The 20,256-nt window shown below is 65.5% G+C and carries 18 protein-coding genes; 17 read left to right on the top strand and 1 reads right to left on the bottom strand.

Annotated elements, in window-relative coordinates; genetic code table 11:
• Nucleotides 1–293 precede the first annotated feature (293 nt).
• The 16 genes from rpsB to AC3WQZ_RS12440 all read left to right on the top strand — a co-directional run bounded on the left by rpsB (nucleotide 294) and on the right by AC3WQZ_RS12440 (nucleotide 16,518).
• Nucleotides 294–1,040 (top strand): 30S ribosomal protein S2, encoded by a 747-nt coding sequence (rpsB, locus tag AC3WQZ_RS12515; protein WP_010809601.1) that lies wholly within the window; start codon nucleotides 294–296, stop codon nucleotides 1,038–1,040.
• A 296-nt stretch (nucleotides 1,041–1,336) separates the two neighbouring features.
• The gene (gene tsf / locus AC3WQZ_RS12510; protein ID WP_010809600.1) at nucleotides 1,337–2,215 is read left to right on the top strand and encodes a translation elongation factor Ts; all 879 of its coding nucleotides are present in this window, start codon (nucleotides 1,337–1,339) and stop codon (nucleotides 2,213–2,215) included.
• Nucleotides 2,216–2,486: 271 nt separating this feature from the next.
• The gene (gene pyrH, locus AC3WQZ_RS12505; RefSeq protein WP_010809599.1) at nucleotides 2,487–3,197 is read left to right on the top strand and encodes a UMP kinase; all 711 of its coding nucleotides are present in this window, start codon (nucleotides 2,487–2,489) and stop codon (nucleotides 3,195–3,197) included.
• 110 nt (nucleotides 3,198–3,307) lie between these two features.
• Complete coding sequence (gene frr / locus AC3WQZ_RS12500; RefSeq protein WP_010809598.1) at nucleotides 3,308–3,868, top strand: ribosome recycling factor; 561 nt, start codon at nucleotides 3,308–3,310, stop codon at nucleotides 3,866–3,868.
• Nucleotides 3,869–3,912: 44 nt separating this feature from the next.
• Nucleotides 3,913–4,683 (top strand): polyprenyl diphosphate synthase, encoded by a 771-nt coding sequence (gene uppS, locus AC3WQZ_RS12495; protein WP_011615471.1) that lies wholly within the window; start codon nucleotides 3,913–3,915, stop codon nucleotides 4,681–4,683.
• 36 nt (nucleotides 4,684–4,719) lie between these two features.
• Nucleotides 4,720–5,541, top strand: a complete 822-nt coding sequence (locus AC3WQZ_RS12490; protein ID WP_492300638.1) for a phosphatidate cytidylyltransferase — start codon at nucleotides 4,720–4,722, stop codon at nucleotides 5,539–5,541.
• Nucleotides 5,542–5,552: 11 nt separating this feature from the next.
• Nucleotides 5,553–6,734, top strand: coding sequence for a 1-deoxy-D-xylulose-5-phosphate reductoisomerase (gene ispC / locus AC3WQZ_RS12485; protein ID WP_439667965.1), 1,182 nt, complete (start codon nucleotides 5,553–5,555; stop codon nucleotides 6,732–6,734).
• Nucleotides 6,735–6,841: 107 nt separating this feature from the next.
• The gene (gene rseP, locus AC3WQZ_RS12480; RefSeq protein WP_492300637.1) at nucleotides 6,842–8,245 is read left to right on the top strand and encodes an RIP metalloprotease RseP; all 1,404 of its coding nucleotides are present in this window, start codon (nucleotides 6,842–6,844) and stop codon (nucleotides 8,243–8,245) included.
• Between the two features lie 98 nt (nucleotides 8,246–8,343).
• A complete protein-coding gene (bamA, locus tag AC3WQZ_RS12475) occupies nucleotides 8,344–10,677 on the top strand; it encodes an outer membrane protein assembly factor BamA (RefSeq protein WP_231881344.1) in 2,334 nt (777 codons plus the stop codon).
• Nucleotides 10,678–10,700: 23 nt separating this feature from the next.
• The gene (locus AC3WQZ_RS12470) at nucleotides 10,701–11,228 is read left to right on the top strand and encodes an OmpH/Skp family outer membrane protein (RefSeq protein WP_011615469.1); all 528 of its coding nucleotides are present in this window, start codon (nucleotides 10,701–10,703) and stop codon (nucleotides 11,226–11,228) included.
• A gap of 53 nt (nucleotides 11,229–11,281) precedes the next feature.
• Complete coding sequence (gene lpxD / locus AC3WQZ_RS12465; RefSeq protein WP_010809591.1) at nucleotides 11,282–12,373, top strand: UDP-3-O-(3-hydroxymyristoyl)glucosamine N-acyltransferase; 1,092 nt, start codon at nucleotides 11,282–11,284, stop codon at nucleotides 12,371–12,373.
• A gap of 12 nt (nucleotides 12,374–12,385) precedes the next feature.
• The gene (gene fabZ, locus AC3WQZ_RS12460) at nucleotides 12,386–12,835 is read left to right on the top strand and encodes a 3-hydroxyacyl-ACP dehydratase FabZ (RefSeq protein WP_010809590.1); all 450 of its coding nucleotides are present in this window, start codon (nucleotides 12,386–12,388) and stop codon (nucleotides 12,833–12,835) included.
• A gap of 134 nt (nucleotides 12,836–12,969) precedes the next feature.
• Nucleotides 12,970–13,773 (top strand): acyl-ACP--UDP-N-acetylglucosamine O-acyltransferase, encoded by an 804-nt coding sequence (lpxA, locus tag AC3WQZ_RS12455; RefSeq protein ID WP_010809589.1) that lies wholly within the window; start codon nucleotides 12,970–12,972, stop codon nucleotides 13,771–13,773.
• A gap of 87 nt (nucleotides 13,774–13,860) precedes the next feature.
• Entirely contained in the window at nucleotides 13,861–14,994 is a 1,134-nt protein-coding gene (gene lpxB / locus AC3WQZ_RS12450) for a lipid-A-disaccharide synthase (protein WP_371258342.1), read from the top strand.
• Between the two features lie 29 nt (nucleotides 14,995–15,023).
• A complete protein-coding gene (gene rnhB, locus AC3WQZ_RS12445) occupies nucleotides 15,024–15,710 on the top strand; it encodes a ribonuclease HII (RefSeq protein WP_234788224.1) in 687 nt (228 codons plus the stop codon).
• A 25-nt stretch (nucleotides 15,711–15,735) separates the two neighbouring features.
• Entirely contained in the window at nucleotides 15,736–16,518 is a 783-nt protein-coding gene (locus AC3WQZ_RS12440) for a TrmH family RNA methyltransferase (RefSeq protein ID WP_010809586.1), read from the top strand.
• Between the two features lie 51 nt (nucleotides 16,519–16,569).
• On the opposite strand, the gene ppsR is transcribed toward AC3WQZ_RS12440, so the two are convergent.
• Nucleotides 16,570–17,373: a posphoenolpyruvate synthetase regulatory kinase/phosphorylase PpsR gene (gene ppsR / locus AC3WQZ_RS12435; protein ID WP_010809585.1), complete on the bottom strand. Its 804-nt coding sequence runs from the start codon at nucleotides 17,371–17,373 to the stop codon at nucleotides 16,570–16,572.
• Nucleotides 17,374–17,770: 397 nt separating this feature from the next.
• Here ppsR and ppsA point away from each other — a divergent pair, with 397 nt between their 5' ends.
• Nucleotides 17,771–20,155 (top strand): phosphoenolpyruvate synthase, encoded by a 2,385-nt coding sequence (gene ppsA, locus AC3WQZ_RS12430; protein WP_010809584.1) that lies wholly within the window; start codon nucleotides 17,771–17,773, stop codon nucleotides 20,153–20,155.
• The last annotated feature ends 101 nt before the right edge of the window (nucleotides 20,156–20,256 follow it).

Here is a 20,256-nt window from a genome sequence, read left to right as displayed (position 1 = left end):
GAAATCGAAAGGTCAATGTAGGATTATCGCACCATCGGGGCCAGATCGCAGCCTGTGCGCGCCGGTGCTGGGCTGAGTCCGCAGGGCGCCAGGAAGCCGGGCGGCTTGAGTGGGCCGCACTTTTGTTGCTACAATAGCGGGCTGACTTGGTTGCGGCGCAGCATTGCGTGCGCCAGGCCGGTATTTTGCAGGATTGTTCCTGCTGTCGTTTGAAATCGCTGGCCCGCCTATCCGGGGTGTTCCTTTTCAGGAATGTCGGGGCGGGCTTCAGACCTAACCCTCTGGAGTTTTACATGTCCGTTACCATGCGCGAAATGCTGGAAGCCGGTTGCCACTTCGGCCACCAGACCCGCTTCTGGAACCCGAAGATGGCCCCCTTCATCTTCGGTCATCGCAACAAGATCCACATCATCAACCTCGAAAAGACGTTGCCGATGTTCCAGGACGCAATGAAGTACGTGCGTCAGCTGGCAGCCAATCGCGGCACCATCCTTTTCGTGGGCACCAAGCGCCAGTCGCGCGAAATCCTGGCTGAAGAAGCTGGCCGTGCCGGCATGCCCTACGTCGACGCCCGCTGGCTCGGCGGCATGCTGACCAACTTCAAGACGGTCAAGACCTCGATCAAGCGCCTGAAGGACATGGAAGCCGCCAAGGAAGCCGGCGCGCTGGAAACCATGAGCAAGAAGGAAGCGCTGATGTTCGAGCGCGAGATGCTCAAGCTGGAAAAGTCGATCGGCGGCATCAAGGACATGGGCGGCGTTCCGGACGCGATCTTCGTGGTCGACGTCGGCTACCACAAGATTGCCGTGACCGAAGCCAACAAGCTGGGCGTGCCGGTGATCGGCGTGGTTGATACCAACCACTCGCCGGAAGGCATCGACTACGTGATCCCGGGCAACGACGACTCGAGCAAGGCCGTGGCCCTGTACGTGCGCGGCGTGGCCGACGCGATCCTGGAAGGCCGTGCCAACGCGGTGCAGGAAGTGGTTGAAGCCGCTCGCGGCGGCGACGACGAATTCGTCGAAGTGCAGGAAGGCTGATTGCCCGCCGCCTGATTGCCGGAAAGGAACCCGCTAGCGCGCATCGTCACCGCACGACAGACAAGCAACGCTTGCCGCCCGTCATCACGGGCTGCGCGCAAGGCGAAAGCCGGGGTACGCCGGCAGCCGGGCAAGAAGGGCAATTAAAAGGGGGCACATCTGGCGCCCCCTTTTTTTGAATTTGAATTGTTGTCATCCGCCGCAGGCAGTATCTGCCGCGGGTGTGCTGTAGACCCACCGACCGGGTGCCGCAGGCGACTGCCGGCAGCCGGCGTGAACCATTCAAGGAGTGACAAATGGCGGCAATTACCGCAAGCATGGTTGCAGAACTGCGCGCGAAGACCGACGCGCCGATGATGGAGTGCAAGAAGGCCCTGACCGAGGCCGACGGTGACCTGGACAAGGCCGAAGAGCTGCTGCGCGTCAAGCTGGGCAACAAGGCCAGCAAGGCCGCCTCGCGCGTGACCGCCGAAGGCGTGGTCGCATCGTTCATCGACGGCACCACCGGCGTGCTGGTCGAACTGAACTGCGAGACCGATTTCGTCTCCAAGAATGACGACTTCCTGGCGTTCTCGGCCAAGGTCGCCGAACTGATCGCCAAGCAGAACCCGGCCGACGTGGCCGCCCTGTCGGCGCTGGAAATCGACGGCGTGAGCGTTGAAGCCACCCGCACGGCCCTGATCGGCAAGATCGGCGAGAACCTGACGATCCGCCGCTTTGCCCGCTACGCCAACGGCGGCAAGCTGGTTTCGTACCTGCACGGCACCCGCATCGGCGTGATGGTCGAGTTCGATGGCGACGAAGCCGCCGCCAAGGACGTGGCCATGCACGTGGCCGCCATGAAGCCGGTGTCGCTGTCGGCCGAGCAGGTCCCCGCCGACCTGATCGCCAAGGAGCGCAGCATTGCCGAGCAAAAGGCTGCCGAGTCGGGCAAGCCCGCCGAGATCGTCGCCAAGATGGTCGAGGGTTCGGTGCAGAAGTACCTGAAGGAAGTCTCGCTGTTCAACCAGCCGTTCGTGAAGAACGACAAGCAGACGGTTGAGCAGATGCTGAAGGCCGCCAACACGACCGTGAAGGGCTTCACCCTGTTCGTGGTGGGCGAAGGCATCGAGAAGAAGCAGGACGACTTCGCCGCTGAAGTGGCCGCCCAGGTGGCCGCTGCCCAGAAGGGCTGATGTCCGGAGCGCCGCGGACTGCCCGTTCGGGCTGGTCCGGGCGCCTATAATGCCGCAGGGGCGCCGTAAGGTGCCCCTCTGCATAAGTAGTGCGGCGCTGCGCAGGCCGCGTTGCACCGCAGCAGCCAGTTTCCGTGGTGGTCCGGCAGTCCGGGGCACCCCGAAAACCGGCTTTCTTCCGCCGGCGGCACGAGGATCCGTGCCGCCGGTGCCAAAACATACGTCTCAAGATCGTCTCAACCGAGCGATTTGCTCCTGTCCGAGGGTGAACATGCCAGCCTACAAGCGCGTCCTTCTGAAACTGTCCGGTGAAGCCCTGATGGGCGACGATGCCTTCGGCATCAACCGCTCCACCATCGAGGCGATGGTGAACGACATTGCCGAGATCGTGAAGCTCGGTGTGCAGGTCGCGGTGGTCATCGGCGGCGGCAACATCTTCCGCGGCGTCGCCGGCGGCGCCGCCGGCATGGACCGCGCCACCGCGGACTACATGGGCATGCTGGCCACCATGATGAACGCACTGGCGCTGCAGGACGCGATGCGCCACGCCAATATCGAGGGCCGCGTGCAGTCCGCGCTGCGCATGGACCAGGTGGTCGAGCCCTATATCCGCCCGCGCGCGATCCGCCAGCTGGAAGAGGGCAAGGTGGTGATCTTCGCCGCCGGCACCGGCAACCCGTTCTTCACCACCGACACCGCCGCCGCGCTGCGAGGCTCGGAAATCGGTGCCGAGGTCGTGCTCAAGGCGACCAAGGTGGACGGCGTGTACACCGCCGACCCCAAGAAGGACCCGAGCGCGACGCGCTACACCACCATCAGCTTCGACGAGGCCATCTCGCGCAATCTGCAAGTGATGGACGCCACCGCCTTCGCCCTGTGCCGCGACCAGAAGCTGCCGATCAGGGTGTTCTCGATCGTCAAGCCGGGCGCGCTCAAGCGCATCATCCTGGGCGAGGACGAAGGTACGCTGGTGCACGTCTGAGGCAGGGCGCCAGACGCCGGGCTGCTGGTATCCGGCCGGGCAAAGGGTAGAATGATTCATTTTCGATCCCCGCCAGGGGGATCATGGTTGGCTGATTTCCGGAGGTAAAAATGAGCGTCGCCGACACAAAGAAGAGCGTCGAGCAGAAAATGCAGAAGTCGATCGAAGCCTTCAAGGCCGATCTGGCGAAGATCCGCACTGGCCGTGCCCATACCGGCCTGCTTGACCACGTTCAGGTGGACTACTACGGCTCGATGGTTCCCATCAGCCAGGTCGCGGCAGTCGGCCTGGCCGATGCGCGTACCATCACGGTGCAGCCCTGGGAAAAGAAGATGGTGGGCGCGGTCGAGAAGGCCATCCGCGACTGCGACCTGGGCCTGAACCCGGCCACCATGGGTGAAGTGATCCGCGTGCCGATGCCCGCACTGACCGAAGAGCGCCGCAAGGAGCTGACCAAGGTCGTCAAGGGCGAGGCCGAGGGCGCCAAGGTTGCCGTGCGCAACCTGCGCCGCGATGCCAACGAGCAGTTCAAGAAGCTGGTCAAGGACAAGACCATCTCCGAGGACGACGAGCGCCGCGGCCAGGACGAAGTGCAGAAGCTGACCGACAAGTACGTGGCCGAGATCGACAAGATGGTCGCCGAGAAAGAGAAGGAGATCATGACGGTCTGACCCCGTCCCGGCATGGCCGGGGCAGTCAACGACCGTCTGCCATCATGCAGCACATCAGTTCAACGCTCGACGTACCCGATACCTCCTACGTCCCCCGTCACGTTGCCATCATCATGGACGGCAACGGCCGCTGGGCGACCCAGCGGCACCTGCCGCGCGTTGCCGGGCACACGCGGGGGCTGGACGCGGTGCGCGCGGTGGTGGAAGCCAGCGCCGCCCGCGGCGTGCAGTTCCTGACGCTGTTCGCCTTCAGTTCCGAGAACTGGCGGCGCCCGGCGGACGAGGTCTCGTTCCTGATGCGGCTGTTCATGATGGCCCTGCGGCGCGAAGTGGTGAAGATGCACGCCAACAACATCCGGCTGCGGGTGGTGGGCGACCTGGCCCGCTTCAGCCCCCGCATCCAGCAGCTGATCCGCGATGCCGAGGCGCGCACGGCCGGCAACACCGGCCTGACTGTGACCATCGCCGCCAACTACGGCGGCCGCTGGGACCTGCTGCAGGCCATGCGCAAGATGCTGGCGCGCTCGCCCATGCTCGACCCGGCCTCGATCGACGAATCGGTGCTGGCGCCGCACCTGGCGATGGCCTATGCGCCGGAGCCGGATCTGTTCATCCGCACCGGCGGCGAACAGCGCATCAGCAACTTCCTGCTGTGGCAGCTGGCGTATTCCGAGTTGTATTTCACGGACGTTTTCTGGCCGGATTTCGACGCAGCGGAACTGGACAAGGCCTTCGCCTCGTACCGCCAGCGCGAACGCCGTTTCGGCCGCACCAGCGCACAGCTGGTTGCCCCGGGACTATCGGGTACGGCCTGAGCCTGGCTACTCCAACCTCTCACGGGACTGCAGCGCATGCTCCTCACCCGCGTCATCACCGCCCTGTGCCTGTTGCTGCTGATCCTGCCAATCCTGTTCCTGGCGCCGCCCGCGGCTCTGGCCGGGCTGGTGGCCGTGATCGTGCTGCTGGGCGGCTGGGAATTCGGCCGCCTGATCGGGCTGCGCGGGCCGTGGCCCTATGTCTATGCGCTGGCATGCCTGATCGCGGCCATTGCCTGGCATGACCTGCCGCTGCGCCACGCCACCACCTGGCTGCTCGAAGCCGCGGTAGTGTGCTGGGGCATCGCAGTGGTGCTGCTGGCGCGCGGCGTGCGGTCCGCGACGCCGTCGTTCACCGCCCTGGGCGCGGTGCTGGGGCTGGTGATGCTGCCCGCCTTCGCCCATGCCACCATGATCCTGCGCGGCGCCGGCATCGGCGTGCTGCTGACCGCGGCCGTGCTGGTGTGGGCGGCCGATATCGGCGCGTATTTCACCGGCAAGGCCATCGGCCGGCGCAAGCTTGCGCCTGGCATCAGCCCGGGCAAGTCCTGGGAAGGCGCCATCGGCGGCTGGCTGCTGGCGCTGGTGATTGGCCTGGCGCTCGCCGCCAGCCATGCCTTTGCACCGACCTGGTTCTCCGCGATGGGCGACCGCGGCGGGCTGGCCTACGTGGCGGTGCTGACCACGCTGCTGGTCGCCGCGAGCGTGGTCGGCGACCTGTTCGAATCGCTGCTCAAGCGCCAGGTCGGCAAGAAGGACAGCAGCCGGCTGCTGCCCGGCCATGGCGGCGTGCTGGACCGCATCGACGCCTTGCTGCCAGTGTTCCCGCTGGCGGCCCTGATGCTGATTTTTCTCTGAAGTCGTCTGCTATGCATCGCATTACCATCCTGGGCGCCACCGGCTCCATTGGCGAAAGCACGCTCGACGTCGTCAGGCGCCATGCCGACCGCTATGTGGTGCATGCGCTGACCGCCCACCGGCAGGTGCGCAAGCTGGCTGACCAGTGCGTTGAATTCCGCCCGGCCCGCGCCGTGGTGGGGACCGCCGAGGCGGCGCTCGAACTGGAAACCCTGCTGCGCGATGCCGGCGTGAAGACCGAGGTCAGCCACGGCGAAGCCGCGCTGGAATCCGTGGCCGCCGATGCGCAGACCGATTCGGTGATGGCCGCCATCGTCGGCGCCGCCGGCCTGCGCCCGACGCTGGCGGCAGCACGTGCCGGCAAGCGCGTGCTGCTGGCCAACAAGGAAGCGCTGGTGATGTCCGGGCGCATCTTCATGGATGCGGTGCGCGAGCACGGCGCCACCTTGCTGCCGATCGACAGCGAGCACAACGCCATCTTCCAGTGCCTGCCGGCCGACGATCCGCGCTACGGCCGGGGCGTTGCCAGGGTGCTGCTGACCGCGTCGGGCGGGCCGTTCCGCACGCGCGACCCGGCCACGCTGCACGATATCTCCCCCGACCAGGCCTGCGCCCATCCCAACTGGGTCATGGGCCGCAAGATCTCGGTCGATTCCGCCACCATGATGAACAAGGGCCTCGAAGTCATCGAGGCGCACTGGCTGTTCGGTGCCCCCGCCGAGCGCATCGAGGTACTGATCCATCCGCAGAGCATCGTGCATTCGATGGTGGCCTACACCGACGGCTCGGTGCTGGCGCAACTGGGCAACCCGGACATGCGCACGCCGATCGCCTATGGCCTGGCGTATCCGGAGCGGATCGATGCGGGGGTCACGCCGCTGGACCTGACCGTGGCTGGGGGCTTGCATTTCGAGAAGCCGGACCTGGTGCGCTTCCCGTGCCTGGGCCTGGCCTTCGATGCACTGCGCGCCGGCGGTGTGGCGCCGGCGGCCCTCAATGCAGCCAACGAGGTGGCGGTCGAGGCATTCCTGGGCGGTAAAGTGCGCTTCACGGACATTGCCGGTATCGTCCGGCAGGTGCTTGAGGCGACACCCCAGGGGCCTGCCGATACGCTCGAAGCGGTGCTGTCAGCCGACGCGCTGGCGCGCGAGGCGGCACGCGAGGGCGTGGCCGCCCTGGCTGCAAAGCGCTGATCCGGCGGGGCGGCTTGCCGCATCTGCGACAATAGCGGCTGCGGCGGCCCCGGATCCCCCGGGGCCCGGCGCGCCAGTCCTGCCATCGTTACCGACGTCCCGACTCCATGCAAACCGTACTCGCTTTCATCGTTGCCCTGTGCGTGCTGATCTATGTGCACGAAATGGGGCACTACCTCGCCGCGCGCGCCTGCGGCGTGAAGGTGCTGCGTTTCTCGATCGGCTTCGGGCGGCCCTTGCTGCGCTGGATCTCGAAAAGCCGCGACCAGACCGAATGGACGGTGGCGGCGATCCCGCTGGGCGGTTATGTCAAGATGCTGGACGAGCGCGAGGTCGACCCCGAGCGCGACACGCCGATCGACCCGGCCGACCTGCCGCGGGCTTTCAACCGCCAGCCGGTCGGCAAGCGCTTCGTGATCGTGGCGGCCGGCCCGCTGGCCAATTTTGCACTGGCAATCGTGCTGTATTTCGCGCTCTTTGCCGGCGGCATGCGCGAGCCCGTGCCGGTGGTGGCGGCGCCCGCGGCCGGCACCATGGCGGCGCAGGCCGGCGTGCGCGAAGGCGACCGGGTGCTGTCGCTGACCGCCAATGACCATACCGAAGCAGTGCGATCCTGGAATGACCTGCGCATGGCCGTATTCGCCGAGGGCTTTGGCGATGCGCGCGCCGTGCTGCGCGTGCGCGGCGCCGACGGGGCCGAGCGCGACGTAACGCTGCCGCGCCTGCCCAATACCGGCGGCAATCCCGAGCAGGATCCGCTGGCCACGCTGGGCCTGAACCTGAAGGGCGGGCCGGTGACGATTACCGAGGTGCTGCCGGACTCGGCCGCCGAGCGCGCCGGACTGAAAAAGGACGACCGCATCGTTGCCTGGCAGGGCAGCCCGCTCACGCAGGCCAGCGCGCTGATCAAGGCGGTGCGCAGCCAGCCCGGCCAGACCGTGACACTGGGCATCGAGCGCGACGGCAAGCGCCTGGACGTGCCGGTGACGCTAGACACCGCCGTGGCGCGCGATGGCGCCAAGGACGCGAGTGGCGCCACTGCGGCGCCGGCGGGCAAGCTCGGCGCGGCGCTCAGCCAGGCGGTGCAGATGGAAACCGTGCGCTACCGGCCGGACCAGGCGCTGGCGCGCGCGGCCGGCCAGGTCTGGGACACCAGCGCGCTCTCGCTCAAGCTGCTGGGCAAGATGCTGGTGGGGCAGGCTTCGCTGCAGAACCTGAGCGGTCCGCTGACCGTGGCGGACTACGCGGGGCGTGCCGCAAACCTTGGCCTGCAGGCCTTTGTCAGCTTCCTGGCACTGGTCAGCGTAAGCCTTGGCGTACTCAATTTGTTACCCATTCCGGTTCTGGATGGGGGGCATTTGCTGTATTATTGCGTGGAATTTTTGACTGGCCGGCCCGTCCCAGACCACTGGCAGGCAATGCTGCAGAAGGTTGGCATCGCCTGCATCTTGCTCCTGACTTCGCTCGCTTTGTTCAATGACGTCAGCCGAATGTTTCTGGCGAACGGCTAGAAACGTGTGTCGGCAAGGGGGCGGTGGTGTCGTCGGGCACCGTCGCCAGGGACGCCATTTGCCAGGCGCAGTCCGAAGGCATCGGAGCGCAATCCTGGATGGAATCAAAGAGGGGATCAACATTGATCAGACATAAGCGCATTTCGCTGGGCTTGCTGGCGAGTGCCGTTATTGCAGCCTGGAGCCCGGCGGGCTGGGCTGCCGATCCGTTCGTCGTCAGGGACATCCGCGTTGAGGGCCTGCAACGCGTCGAGCCGGGTACCGTGTTTGGCTACCTGCCAGTGCGCGTCGGTGAGACCTTCACCGATGACAAGGGCGCCGACGCCATCCGTGCCCTCTACAATACCGGCTTCTTCAAGGACGTGCAGATCCGCGCCGAGGAAGGCGTGCTGGTGGTCCAGGTCGAAGAGCGGCCGGCGATCTCGCAGCTCGAATTCGTCGGCATCAAGGAATTCGACAAGGACACGCTGCGCCGTTCGCTGCGTGCCGTTGGCGTGGCCGAAGCCCGTTACTACGACAAGGCACTGATCGACAAGGCCGAGCAGGAGCTCAAGCGCCAGTACGTCGCGCGCGGCTACTATGCCGCCGACGTGCAGACCACGATCACGCCGGTGGACCGCAACCGTGTCTCGGTCGTGTTCAACGTGGATGAAGGCCCGGTCGCCAAGATCCGCCAGATCAATATCGTCGGCAACAAGGCTTTCAAGGAAGGCACGCTGCGCGACGAGATGCAGCTGTCCACGCCGAACTGGCTGTCCTGGTACACCAAGAACGACCTGTATTCCAAGCAGAAGCTGACCGCCGACCTGGAAGCGCTGCGCTCGTTCTACCTGAACCGCGGCTACCTGGAGTTCGCGATCGAGTCGACCCAGGTGTCGATCACGCCGGACAAGAAGGACATCTTCCTGACGCTGAACATCAAGGAAGGCGACCAGTACAAGGTGTCCGACGTGCGCCTGGCGGGCGAGCTGCTCGGCAAGCAGGAGGAAATGGAAAAACTGCTGCAGCTGAAGAAGGGCGATATTTTCTCGTCCGAGAAGCTGACGCAGAGCACCAAGGCCATCACCGACCTGCTGGGCACCTACGGCTACGCGTTCACCACCATCAACCCGCAGCCGCAGATCGACAAGGAAAAGCGTGAAGTCGCGCTGACCCTGATGGTCGACCCGGGCCGCCGCGTCTACGTGCGCCGCGTCAACGTGGTGGGCAACAGCAAGACCCGCGACGAAGTGGTGCGCCGCGAGATGCGCCAGATGGAAAGCTCGTGGTTCGACAGCGAGAAGCTCACGCAGTCGCAAGCCCGTATCAACCGTACCGGCTACTTCACCGACACCAACATCACCACCGAGGACGTGCCGGGCGCGCCCGACCAGGTCGATGTGAACGTCAACGTGACTGAAAAGCCGACCGGCCAGATCAGCCTGGGCGTGGGCTTCTCGTCCACCGACAAGCTGGTGCTGCAGGCCGGCCTGCGCCAGGACAACGTGTTTGGCTCCGGCACCAGCCTGGGCCTGGACGTGAACACGGCCAAGTCGTTCCGTACCATCGCGCTGACGCAGTACGACCCGTATTTCACGGTGGACGGCATCAGCCGCTCGACCGACATTTACTACCGTACTTCGCGCCCGCTGTACTACACCGGCGACCAGGACTACAAGATCGTGTCCGCCGGTGGTGGCTTCAAGTTCGGCGTGCCGTTCTCGGAAGTCGATACGGTGTTCTTCGGCATCGGCTATGAACGGACCCAGGTGTATACCTCGGTCAACACGCCGAGCCAGTACACCGACTGGCTGAACAAGATCGGCAAGAGTTCCGGCGACGGCATCAACAACTTCCCGTTCACCATCGGCTGGGCACGTGACCGCCGCGACAGCGCGCTGGTGCCGACCAAGGGCCCGTACACCCAGGCCAACCTGGAAGTTGGGCTGCCGGGCGGCGATACGCAGTACTACCGCGCCAGCGTGCAGCAGCAGTACTTCTATCCGATCTCGAAGTCCTTCACGCTGGCACTGAACGGCGAAGTCGCGTACGGCCACGGCTATGGCAACACGCCGTTCCCGGTGTTCAAGTACTTCTACGCCGGTGGTATCGGCTCGGTGCGTGGCTACCAGACCAGCACGCTGGGCCCGAAGGACCAGAATGGCAACCCGGTGGGCGGTGCCTCGAAGATGATCGGCAACGTCGAGTTCATCTTCCCGCTGCCGGGCTCGGGCGTGGACCGCACGCTGCGCCTGTTCACGTTCTTTGACTTCGGTAATGTCTACCAGGAAGGTCAGCCGCTGAGCTTCAGCGAGCTGAAGTACTCGACTGGCTTTGGCATGTCGTGGTTGTCGCCGATTGGCCCGCTGAAGATCAGCATGGGCTTCCCGCTCAATCGCGACACCAATGACAAGGTCCAGCGCTTCCAGTTCCAGATCGGCACGGCATTCTGATTCTGATAAAGGATCTGTTTCAAATGATTACAACATCCAAACTGGTCAAATCCCTGGGCGCCGCCGCGCTCGCCACCGCTGCCATCTGCGCCGCGGTGCCGGCCACGGCCCAGGAGGCGCGCATTGCCGCCGTGAACTCCGAACGCATCCTGCGCGACTCGCAGCCGGCCAAGGCTGCCCAGGTCAAGCTGGAGCAGGAGTTCTCCAAGCGCGACCGCGAGCTGCAGGACATGGCCCAGAAGATCAAGGGCATGGCCGACAAGCTCGACAAGGACACGGCCGTGCTGGCCGACTCCGACCGCCAGCGCCGCCAGCGCGAAGTGGCCGACCTTGACCGCGAGTTCCAGCGCAAGCAGCGCGAGTTCCGCGAGGACCTGAACCAGCGCCGCAATGAAGAACTGGCACAGGTGCTGGAGCGCGCCAACCGCGTGATCCGCCAGCTGGCCGAGCAGCGCAAGTACGACCTGATCGTGCAGGAAGCGGTATACGTGAACCCGCGCATCGACATCACCGACGACGTGATGAAGGCGCTGAACGCCGGCGCCCGCTAAGCCGCACCGGTCCTCACGTTCCTTCGTCTTTCGTTTTTTTAGGAAGTACCGCCATGCAGACACCCACACTGGGTCAGCTCGCCACCGAGAACGGCGCGCAGGTTGTGGGTGACCCCGACCTGGCGATCGTCGGCCTGGCTCCCCTGGACCAGGCCGGACCGGGCGAGCTCTCGTTCCTGTCCAATCCGCTCTACCTGCAGCAGGCGCTGGATTCGCAGGCCGGCGCCGTGATTGTCTCGGCAGCCGACCTCGAGCGCGTTCGCGCCGAGGGCAGGGCCGACGGCCGCAACTGGCTGGTGGCGCGCAATCCCTACGTATGCTTTGCGCGCGTGGCGCAGCGTTTTGACCGCGCCGCCAACACCGATACCCGCACCGGCATCGATCCGCGCGCGACCGTGGCGCCTGACGCGGTGGTGCCGGCTTCGTGCTACATCGGCCCCAACGTGGTCATCGAGCGCGGTGCGCGCCTGGGCGAGCGGGTGCGCATCCTGGCCAACGGCTATGTCGGCGCGCAGGCAGAGATCGGCGACGATTCGCTGCTCTATGCCAACGTTTCGGTCTACCACGATTGCGTGGTCGGCGCCCGCGCCATCCTGCACAGCGGCGTGGTGATCGGCGCGGACGGCTTTGGCTTTGCGCCGGACATCGGCGCAACCGGCGTGGAATACGTAAAGATCCCGCAAACGGGACGCGCGGTGCTGGGCAATGACGTGGAGGTCGGCGCCAATACGGCAATCGACCGCGGCGCCATGGCCGACACCGTGATCGAGGACGGCTGCAAGATCGACAACCAGGTCCAGATCGCGCATAACGTGCGTGTCGGCGCCCATACGGTGATCGCAGGCTGCGCCGCGGTATCAGGCAGCACGCGCATCGGGCGCTTCTGCGTGATCGGCGGAGCGGCCAATTTTTCCGGCCACCTGAATATTGCCGACCGCACCACGGTGTCGGGCGGCACCTCAATTACCAAATCCATTACCAAGCCCGGGGGGCATTTCACCAGCGTCTTCCCGTTCCTGCCGCACGGCGAGTGGGAGCGCAATGCAGCCATCGTGCGCGGCCTGACCAGGCTGCGCGAACGGGTGGTGGCGCTGGAACGCCGCCTGCGCGGCCAGGCCGCCGGGTCCCAACCCTCACAAGACTAAAGAGAAATCATCATGAGCGCGGCCGAAATCGATATCCGCAAGATCCTCAAACTGCTGCCGCACCGGTACCCGTTCCTGCTGGTGGACCGTGTGCTGGAGTTCGAGGCGCAGAAGCGGATCAAGACGCTGAAGAATGTCACCATCAACGAACCGTACTTCCAGGGCCATTTCCCGGAACAGCCGGTGATGCCGGGCGTGATGATCCTGGAAGCGCTGGCGCAGTCGGCCGGCCTGCTGACCTTCGGCGCCGACATGGAGCGCAAGGAAGGCGCGCTGTACTACTTTGTCGGCATCGACGGGGCCCGCTTCAAGCAGGTGGTGTACCCGGGCGACCAGCTGCACATGAACGTGACAGTCGAACGCTATATCCGCGGCATCTGGAAGTTCAAGGCGTTCGCCACGGTGGACGACAAGGTGGCCTGCGAGGCGGAGCTGATGTGCACCGTGAAGCAGGCCGAGTGAGGCCGCGCGCGGCCGGCGGCAGCGCCGCCGGCTGACTGCCGTGCCCCCGTGCAGCGGGGGCAAGCGGCCCGGACGGGAACCTTTGCCGCGCGCATTGGCCCATCCTTCACCAGACACACCACAGGACAGGACGTATGACGCAAATCCACCCCACCGCGCTGGTCGACCCGAAAGCAGAGCTGGCATCCGACGTGACCGTCGGCCCGTTCTCTATCGTCGGCCCCAACGTGCGGATCGGTAGCGGCACCCGGGTCGGCTCGCATACGACGGTCGAGGGTTACACCACGATCGGCGAGGGCAACACGATCGGTCCTTATGCATCGGTCGGCGGCGTGCCGCAGGACATGAAGTACCGCAACGAGCCGACCCGGCTCGAGATCGGCGACCGCAACACCATCCGCGAATTCACCACGATCCACACCGGCACGGTGCAGGACCGCGGCCTGACCAGCCTCGGCAACGACAACTGGATCATGGCCTACGTGCATATCGCGCATGACTGCACGGTCGGCAACCACACCGTGTTTTCCAGCAACGCGCAGATCGCCGGCCACGTTGAAGTGGGCGACTGGGCGATCCTGGGCGGCATGAGCGGCGTGCACCAGTTCGTGCGCATCGGCGCCCATGCGATGCTGGGCGGCGCCTCGGCGCTGGTGCAGGACGTGCCGCCGTTCGTGATCGCCGCGAGCGACAAGAGCGGCAACAAGGCTACGCCGCACGGCGTCAACGTCGAGGGGCTGCGCCGCCGCGGCTTCGACGCGGGCCAGATCGCCGCGCTGCGCCAGGCCTACAAGCTGCTTTACAAGTCCGACCTCAGCTTCGATGAGGCGCGCAATGAGATCACCGCCTTGCTGGGCCAATCCGATGCCGGCACTGCGGCGCCGCTGCGCGCGTTCGTCGACTTCCTTGCCGCCACCCAGCGCGGCATCGTACGCTGAGACCGGACCGCAATGGTCGACGCCGCAATTCGGGGTGGCTTGTCCACAGGCAACGGTAGCGCCGCGGGCAAGCGCGGCACCATCGCCATGGTGGCCGGCGAGGCCTCGGGCGACCTGCTGGCATCGTTGATGATGGGCGGGCTGCAGTCCCGCCTGGGCGATACGGTCGAGTACGCCGGCATCGGCGGCAAGCGCATGATGGCGCAGGGCTTCACCTCGCGCTGGCCGATGGAAACACTGTCGGTCAACGGCTATGTCGAGGTCCTGGGCTCGCTGCGCGAGATCCTGGCCACGCGGCGCGCGGTGCGCGACTGGCTGCTGGCCAATCCGCCGCAATGCTTTATCGGGGTTGACGCCCCGGACTTCAATTTCGGCCTGGAAGTGCCGCTGCGCCGTGCCGGCATCCCGGTGGTGCATTTTGTCAGCCCGTCGATCTGGGCCTGGCGCGGCGGGCGCATCCGCACCATCGCGCGCGCGGTGGACCACATCCTGTGCCTGTTCCCGTTCGAGCCGGAGATCTACGCCAAGGCCGGAATCCCGGCCACCTACGTGGGCCATCCGCTGGCTGACGTGATCCCGATGGTGCCCGACGTCGCCGGCGCGCGCGCCGAACTCGGCCTGCCGGCCGGGCACCGCATCGTCGCCGTGCTGCCGGGCAGCCGCCAGTCCGAAGTGCGCAACCTCGGCGCCACCTTCTTTGCCGCCATGGCTCGCATGCAGCGCATGGACCCGAACCTGGCGTTCGTGCTGCCGGTGGCGAGCGCGCAGCTGCGCGGCATCGTCGAGGAACTGCACGCGCAGTATCCAGAACTGCGCCTGACCATCGTCGACGGCAAGTCGCACCAGGCGATGGAGGCGGCCGACGTGGTGCTGCTGGCCAGCGGCACCGCCACGCTGGAAGCGGCGCTGTACAAGAAGCCCATGGTGATCTCGTACAAGGTGCCCTGGCTGACCGCGCAGATCATGAAGCGGCAGGGTTACCTCCCGTACGTGGGATTGCCTAATATCCTTTCAGGGCGCTTCGTCGTGCCGGAACTGCTGCAGGACGATGCCACGCCCGAGGCGCTGGCCCGCGAAACGCTGCTGCAGCTCAACGACGAGGGCAACACCGCCTTCCTCTACGAGCATTTCACCCGCATGCACGAGACGCTGAAGTGCAATACCGCGCAACTGGCCGCCGATGTAGTGGTGGATCTGATGCACAGCCGGGGGACCGTCTGATGGCGCGCCGCAATGCCGCTTCTCCCCAGATGGGCCTCGATCTCGCCCCGGCCGCTGCCGCCGTGCAGCGCCTGTGCGGCGTTGACGAAGCGGGCCGCGGCCCGCTGGCCGGGCCGGTCTATGCCGCCGCGGTGATACTGGACCCGAAGCGTCCGATTCGCGGGTTGGCCGACTCCAAGATCCTGACTGCCGCCAAGCGCGAGCAGCTCTACGAAAAGATCTGCGAACGCGCGCTGGGCTGGCATATCGCCTTTGCCACGGTCGAGGAGATCGATACGCTCAACATCCTGCACGCGAGCATGCTGGCAATGCAGCGTGCCGTGCAGGGGCTGGCCGCCAGCGGCATCGTGCCGGATCTGGTGCAGGTCGATGGCAATCGTTGCCCGCAGGTGCCGTTCCCGGTGGAAGCCATTGTCCAGGGCGATGCGCTGGTCAAGGCGATCTCGGCCGCGTCGATCCTGGCCAAGGTGGCGCGCGACCGCGAGCTGAGAGTGCTGCACGAGCGCTATCCGCAGTACGGCTTCGATTCGCACGTCGGCTATGGCACGCCGCAGCATCTGGCTGCGCTGGCTGAGTTCGGCGCCACGCCGCACCACCGCCGTTCGTTTGCGCCGGTGCGAGAGGCGCTGGCCCGGCTGCCCATGTTCACCGCCATGCCCGCCACCGCGGAAGTCATCGAGCCTGTCGCGACGGTATCCGTCACGGCCGCGCAGTGAAGGGCACCCAGACCATCTCCGCATCGTGAAGCACGTCACCTCGCGCGACAACGCGCTGTTCAAGCATCTGAAGGCCCTGGCCACTTCCACGCACCAGCGCCGCAAGGCAGGGCAGTCGCTGCTCGACGGCGTCCACCTGGCGCAGGCCTATGTGGCCGCGCGCGGCCAGCCCGTCACCTGCGTGGTGTCGGAACGGCACTACGACCATGCCGAGGTGGCGCCGGTGCTGGCGCTGATCGAGGCCGAGCGCGTGGTGGTGCTGGCCGATGCACTGTTCACGCAGATCAGTGGCGTGGTCAATGGCATCGACCTGATGCTGGTGATCGAGACGCCGGTCGGCCACCTGCCGGCGCGAATCGAACAAGACTGCATCATCCTGGACGGGGTGCAGGATGCCGGCAATGTCGGCTCAATCCTGCGCAGCGCCGCCGCCGCCGGCATCCAGCATGCCTTCCTTGCCACCGGCTGTGCCTTTGCCTGGTCGGTCAAGACGCTGCGTGCCGGCATGGGCGCCAACTTTCACCTGAATATCGTCGAGCACTGCACGCTTGAGTCGCTGGCGCCGCGCCTCGCGGTGCCGCTGCTGGCGACTTCGTCGCACGCCGATGCCGCGGTATTCGATACCGATCTGCGCGGGCCGGTGGCCTGGGTGGTTGGCAACGAGGGGGCAGGGGTCAGCGACGGCTGGATGGCGCATGTCACGCGCAAGGTGGGCATCCCGCAACCGGGCGGGCTGGAATCACTGAATGTCGCGGCGGCGACCGCCATCTGCCTGTTCGAGGCAGTGCGCCAGCGGCGCGCCGCCTGAGGCTGCGCCGGCAGCGCAAGAAAAAAAGCGGCCTGAACGGCCGCTTTTTTCTTAGTAGTTGTCGCGATCGACCTTGATCTCCTGCAGGATCGTGGTCGCGATCTCTTCAATCGATTTGTGCGTGGAAGAGAGCCATTTGATCCCTTCGCGCCGCATCATCGCCTCGGCCTCGTTGACCTCGTAGCGGCAGTTTTCCAGCGCCGCATACTTGCTGCCGGGGCGGCGCTCGTTGCGGATCTCGGTCAGGCGCTGCGGATCGATCGACAGGCCGAAGATCTTCGGCTTGAACGCATACAACGCCGACGGCAGCCGGCCGCGCTCGAAATCGTCGGGGATCAGCGGGTAATTGGCCGCCTTCAGCCCGTATTGCATGGCCAGGTAGAGGCTGGTCGGGGTCTTGCCGCTGCGCGATACGCCCACCAGGATCACATCGGCTTCTTCCAGGTTCTTGTGTGACTGGCCGTCATCATGCGCCAGCGAGAAGTTGATCGCCTCGATCCGGTTTTTGTAAGCCTCTGTGTCAGCGTTCTGGTGGAAGCGGCCGATGGCGTGAGTCGACTTCAGCCCCAGTTCTTTCTCAAGCGGCTCGATGAAGGTCTGGAACATGTCCAGGATCATCGCCTTGGCGCGGCGCAGTGCCTTGTTCGCTTCCTGGTTGACCAGGGTGGTGAAGACGATGGGCGGCACGCCTTCGTTGTGGAATGCCTCATTGATCTTGCCGACGGCGATATGTGCCTTTTCCGGGGTATCGACGAAGGGCATGCGCACCTTGCGGAAGCGCATCTCGAACTGGGCCAGGATGGAGTGGCTGAACGTCTCCGCCGTGATGCCGGTGCCATCCGAGACGATGAACACGGTGCGGACCGCAGGGCGCTCGCTGGCCTGGGGCGCGGGAGCGGAGGGGGATTCAGGCTGCGTTCCAGGCTGGGACCCGGGCGTCGCCGTTCCGGGCGCTTCTGGCAGGGACATGGGGATGGCGCAATAAATAAATAGATTCAATCTTCCGCAGAAAAGTGCGGCGCAGCACGGTAGAATAGCGGCGATCTTTTCGCTAAGCAATTCCGCAGGGTGCCTGTCCATGGAACAATCCGGGCCCGGAATTGTCGACAATCTGCGCTACGCGATGAGAGCCGTAGCGCCAGGTCCGCAGCGCCAGTTCGGGGTTGCTTAGCCAAGCGATCAGTCCGGGAACAGAACTCCAAGAACATACCGGACATGCGCGACAAGTTTTCTACTTTGTTTTGAGGCTCTCATGACTAACCAGGCAGATAACGGCGCCTACGTGTTGCCGTTCGAGCAGTTGCGCATGGCTGACGTGGAAATCGTCGGCGGTAAGAATTCGTCGCTGGGCGAGATGATCTCCCAGCTGGCGGAGGCCGGCGTCCGGGTTCCCGGCGGCTTTGCCACCACCGCGCTCGCCTTCCGCGACTTCCTTGCCCACAACAACCTGACCGAGCGCATTTCCCAGCGCCTGAAGACCCTGAACGTCGACGACGTCAAGGCGCTGGCCGAGGCCGGTGCCGAGATCCGCGAGTGGGTCGCCTCCGCGCCGTTCCAGCCGCGCCTGGAACAGGAAATCCGTGAATCCTACGCCCGCGTGGCCGAGCGCGAAGGCGCCGAGGCCTCGTTCGCCGTGCGTTCGTCGGCCACCGCCGAAGACCTGCCCGACGCCTCGTTCGCCGGCCAGCAGGAGTCCTACCTGAACGTCAGCGGCATCGACGACGTGCTCGACAAGATCAAGCACGTGTTTGCGTCGCTGTACAACGACCGCGCCATTTCCTACCGCGTGCACAAGGGCTTTGCCCATGACGTGGTGGCACTGTCCGCCGGTATCCAGCGCATGGTCCGTTCGGACCTGGCCGCTTCGGGCGTGATGTTCACCATCGACACCGAATCCGGCTTCCCCGACGTGGTCTTCATCACCTCCAGCTACGGCCTGGGCGAAACGGTGGTGCAGGGCGCGGTCAACCCGGACGAGTTCTACGTCTTCAAGCCGACGCTGCAGGCCGGCAAGTACCCGATCATCCGCCGCTCGATCGGCTCCAAGCTGATCAAGATGGAATTCACCAAGCCGGGCGAAGCCGGCCGCGTGAAGACCGTCGACGTGCCGGGCGAACTGCGCAACCGCTACTCGATCAGCGACGAGGACGTGACCGAGCTGTCCCGCTACGCGATGATCATCGAGAAGCACTATGGCCGCCCGATGGACATCGAGTGGGGCAAGGACGGCAAGGATGGCAAGATCTACATCCTGCAGGCCCGCCCGGAAACGGTGAAGAGCCAGTCCGCCGGCAAGGCCGAGCTGCGCTTCAAGCTCAAGGGCACCGCTCCCGTGCTGACCAGCGGCCGCGCCATCGGCCAGAAGATCGGCACCGGCCCGGTGCGCGTGATCAACGACCCGTCCGAGATGGAACGCGTGCAGCCCGGCGACGTGCTGGTGGCTGACATGACCGACCCGAACTGGGAGCCGGTGATGAAGCGCGCCTCGGCCATCGTCACCAACCGTGGCGGCCGTACCTGCCACGCGGCCATCATCGCGCGTGAACTGGGCGTGCCGGCCGTGGTCGGCTGCGGCGATGCCACCGACATCCTCAAGGACGGCACGCTGGTGACGGTATCGTGCGCCGAAGGCGACGAAGGCCGCATCTATGACGGCCTGCTGGAAACCGAAGTGACCGAAGTCCAGCGTGGCGATATGCCGGAAATCGATGTCAAGCTGATGATGAACGTGGGCAACCCGCAGCTGGCGTTCGACTTCGCGCAGATCCCGAACTGCGGCGTCGGCCTGGCCCGCCTGGAATTCATCATCAACAACAACATCGGCGTCCACCCGAAGGCCATCCTCGACTACCCGCAAGTCGATGCCGACCTGAAGAAGGCCGTGGAAAGCGTGGCCCGCGGCCATGCCAGCCCGCGCGCGTTCTACGTCGACAAGCTGGCCGAGGGCATCGCCACCATCGGCGCGGCCTTCTACCCGAAGCCCGTGATCGTGCGCCTGTCGGACTTCAAGTCCAACGAGTACAAGAAGCTGATCGGCGGTTCGCGCTACGAGCCGGACGAGGAAAACCCGATGCTGGGCTTCCGCGGCGCCTCGCGCTACATCGCCGACGACTTTGCCGAAGCGTTCGAGATGGAATGCAAGGCCATGAAGCGCGTGCGCGACGAAATGGGCCTGACCAACGTCGAGATCATGGTGCCGTTCGTGCGTACGCTGGGCCAGGCCGAGAAGGTCATCGAGCTGCTGGCCAAGCACGGCCTGAAGCGGGGTGAGAACGGCCTGCGCGTCATCATGATGTGCGAAGTGCCGTCGAATGCGATCCTGGCCGAAGAGTTCCTGCAGTACTTCGACGGCTTCTCGATCGGCTCGAACGACCTGACCCAGCTCACGCTGGGCCTGGACCGCGACTCCGGCATGGAGCTGCTGGCCAAGGACTTCGACGAACGCGATCCGGCAGTGCGGTTCATGCTGTCGCGCGCCATCGAGGCCTGCCTCCGCCTGGACAAGTACGTCGGCATCTGCGGCCAGGGCCCTTCGGACCATCCGGACTTTGCCGAATGGCTGGCCAAGGAAGGCATCAAGTCGATCTCGCTGAACCCGGACTCGGTGGTCGAGACCTGGCAAAAGCTGGCTTCCTGAAGCATTTGACGTCACAATAACGACATTGCCGGCGCCTTCTGGCAGCCGGCAGGCACCGGCCCTGCGTCAGGTGTTGCTACTGCCCCGCAGACGCTGAAAGG

Source organism: Cupriavidus sp. FW305-26, from assembly GCF_058787975.1.
This window is presented reverse-complemented; position numbering and strand designations above follow the sequence as displayed.

Bases quoted from the DNA above. Each gene is read 5' to 3' on its own strand.
- rpsB (WP_010809601.1), top strand. From the start codon at position 294: ATGTCCGTTACCATGCGCGAAATGCTGGAAGCCGGTTGCCACTTCGGC.
- tsf (WP_010809600.1), top strand. From the start codon at position 1,337: ATGGCGGCAATTACCGCAAGCATGGTTGCAGAACTGCGCGCGAAGACC.
- pyrH (WP_010809599.1), top strand. From the start codon at position 2,487: ATGCCAGCCTACAAGCGCGTCCTTCTGAAACTGTCCGGTGAAGCCCTG.
- frr (WP_010809598.1), top strand. From the start codon at position 3,308: ATGAGCGTCGCCGACACAAAGAAGAGCGTCGAGCAGAAAATGCAGAAG.
- uppS (WP_011615471.1), top strand. From the start codon at position 3,913: ATGCAGCACATCAGTTCAACGCTCGACGTACCCGATACCTCCTACGTC.
- AC3WQZ_RS12490 (WP_492300638.1), top strand. From the start codon at position 4,720: ATGCTCCTCACCCGCGTCATCACCGCCCTGTGCCTGTTGCTGCTGATC.
- ispC (WP_439667965.1), top strand. From the start codon at position 5,553: ATGCATCGCATTACCATCCTGGGCGCCACCGGCTCCATTGGCGAAAGC.
- rseP (WP_492300637.1), top strand. From the start codon at position 6,842: ATGCAAACCGTACTCGCTTTCATCGTTGCCCTGTGCGTGCTGATCTAT.
- bamA (WP_231881344.1), top strand. From the start codon at position 8,344: ATGGAATCAAAGAGGGGATCAACATTGATCAGACATAAGCGCATTTCG.
- AC3WQZ_RS12470 (WP_011615469.1), top strand. From the start codon at position 10,701: ATGATTACAACATCCAAACTGGTCAAATCCCTGGGCGCCGCCGCGCTC.
- lpxD (WP_010809591.1), top strand. From the start codon at position 11,282: ATGCAGACACCCACACTGGGTCAGCTCGCCACCGAGAACGGCGCGCAG.
- fabZ (WP_010809590.1), top strand. From the start codon at position 12,386: ATGAGCGCGGCCGAAATCGATATCCGCAAGATCCTCAAACTGCTGCCG.
- lpxA (WP_010809589.1), top strand. From the start codon at position 12,970: ATGACGCAAATCCACCCCACCGCGCTGGTCGACCCGAAAGCAGAGCTG.
- lpxB (WP_371258342.1), top strand. From the start codon at position 13,861: ATGGTGGCCGGCGAGGCCTCGGGCGACCTGCTGGCATCGTTGATGATG.
- rnhB (WP_234788224.1), top strand. From the start codon at position 15,024: ATGGGCCTCGATCTCGCCCCGGCCGCTGCCGCCGTGCAGCGCCTGTGC.
- ppsA (WP_010809584.1), top strand. From the start codon at position 17,771: ATGACTAACCAGGCAGATAACGGCGCCTACGTGTTGCCGTTCGAGCAG.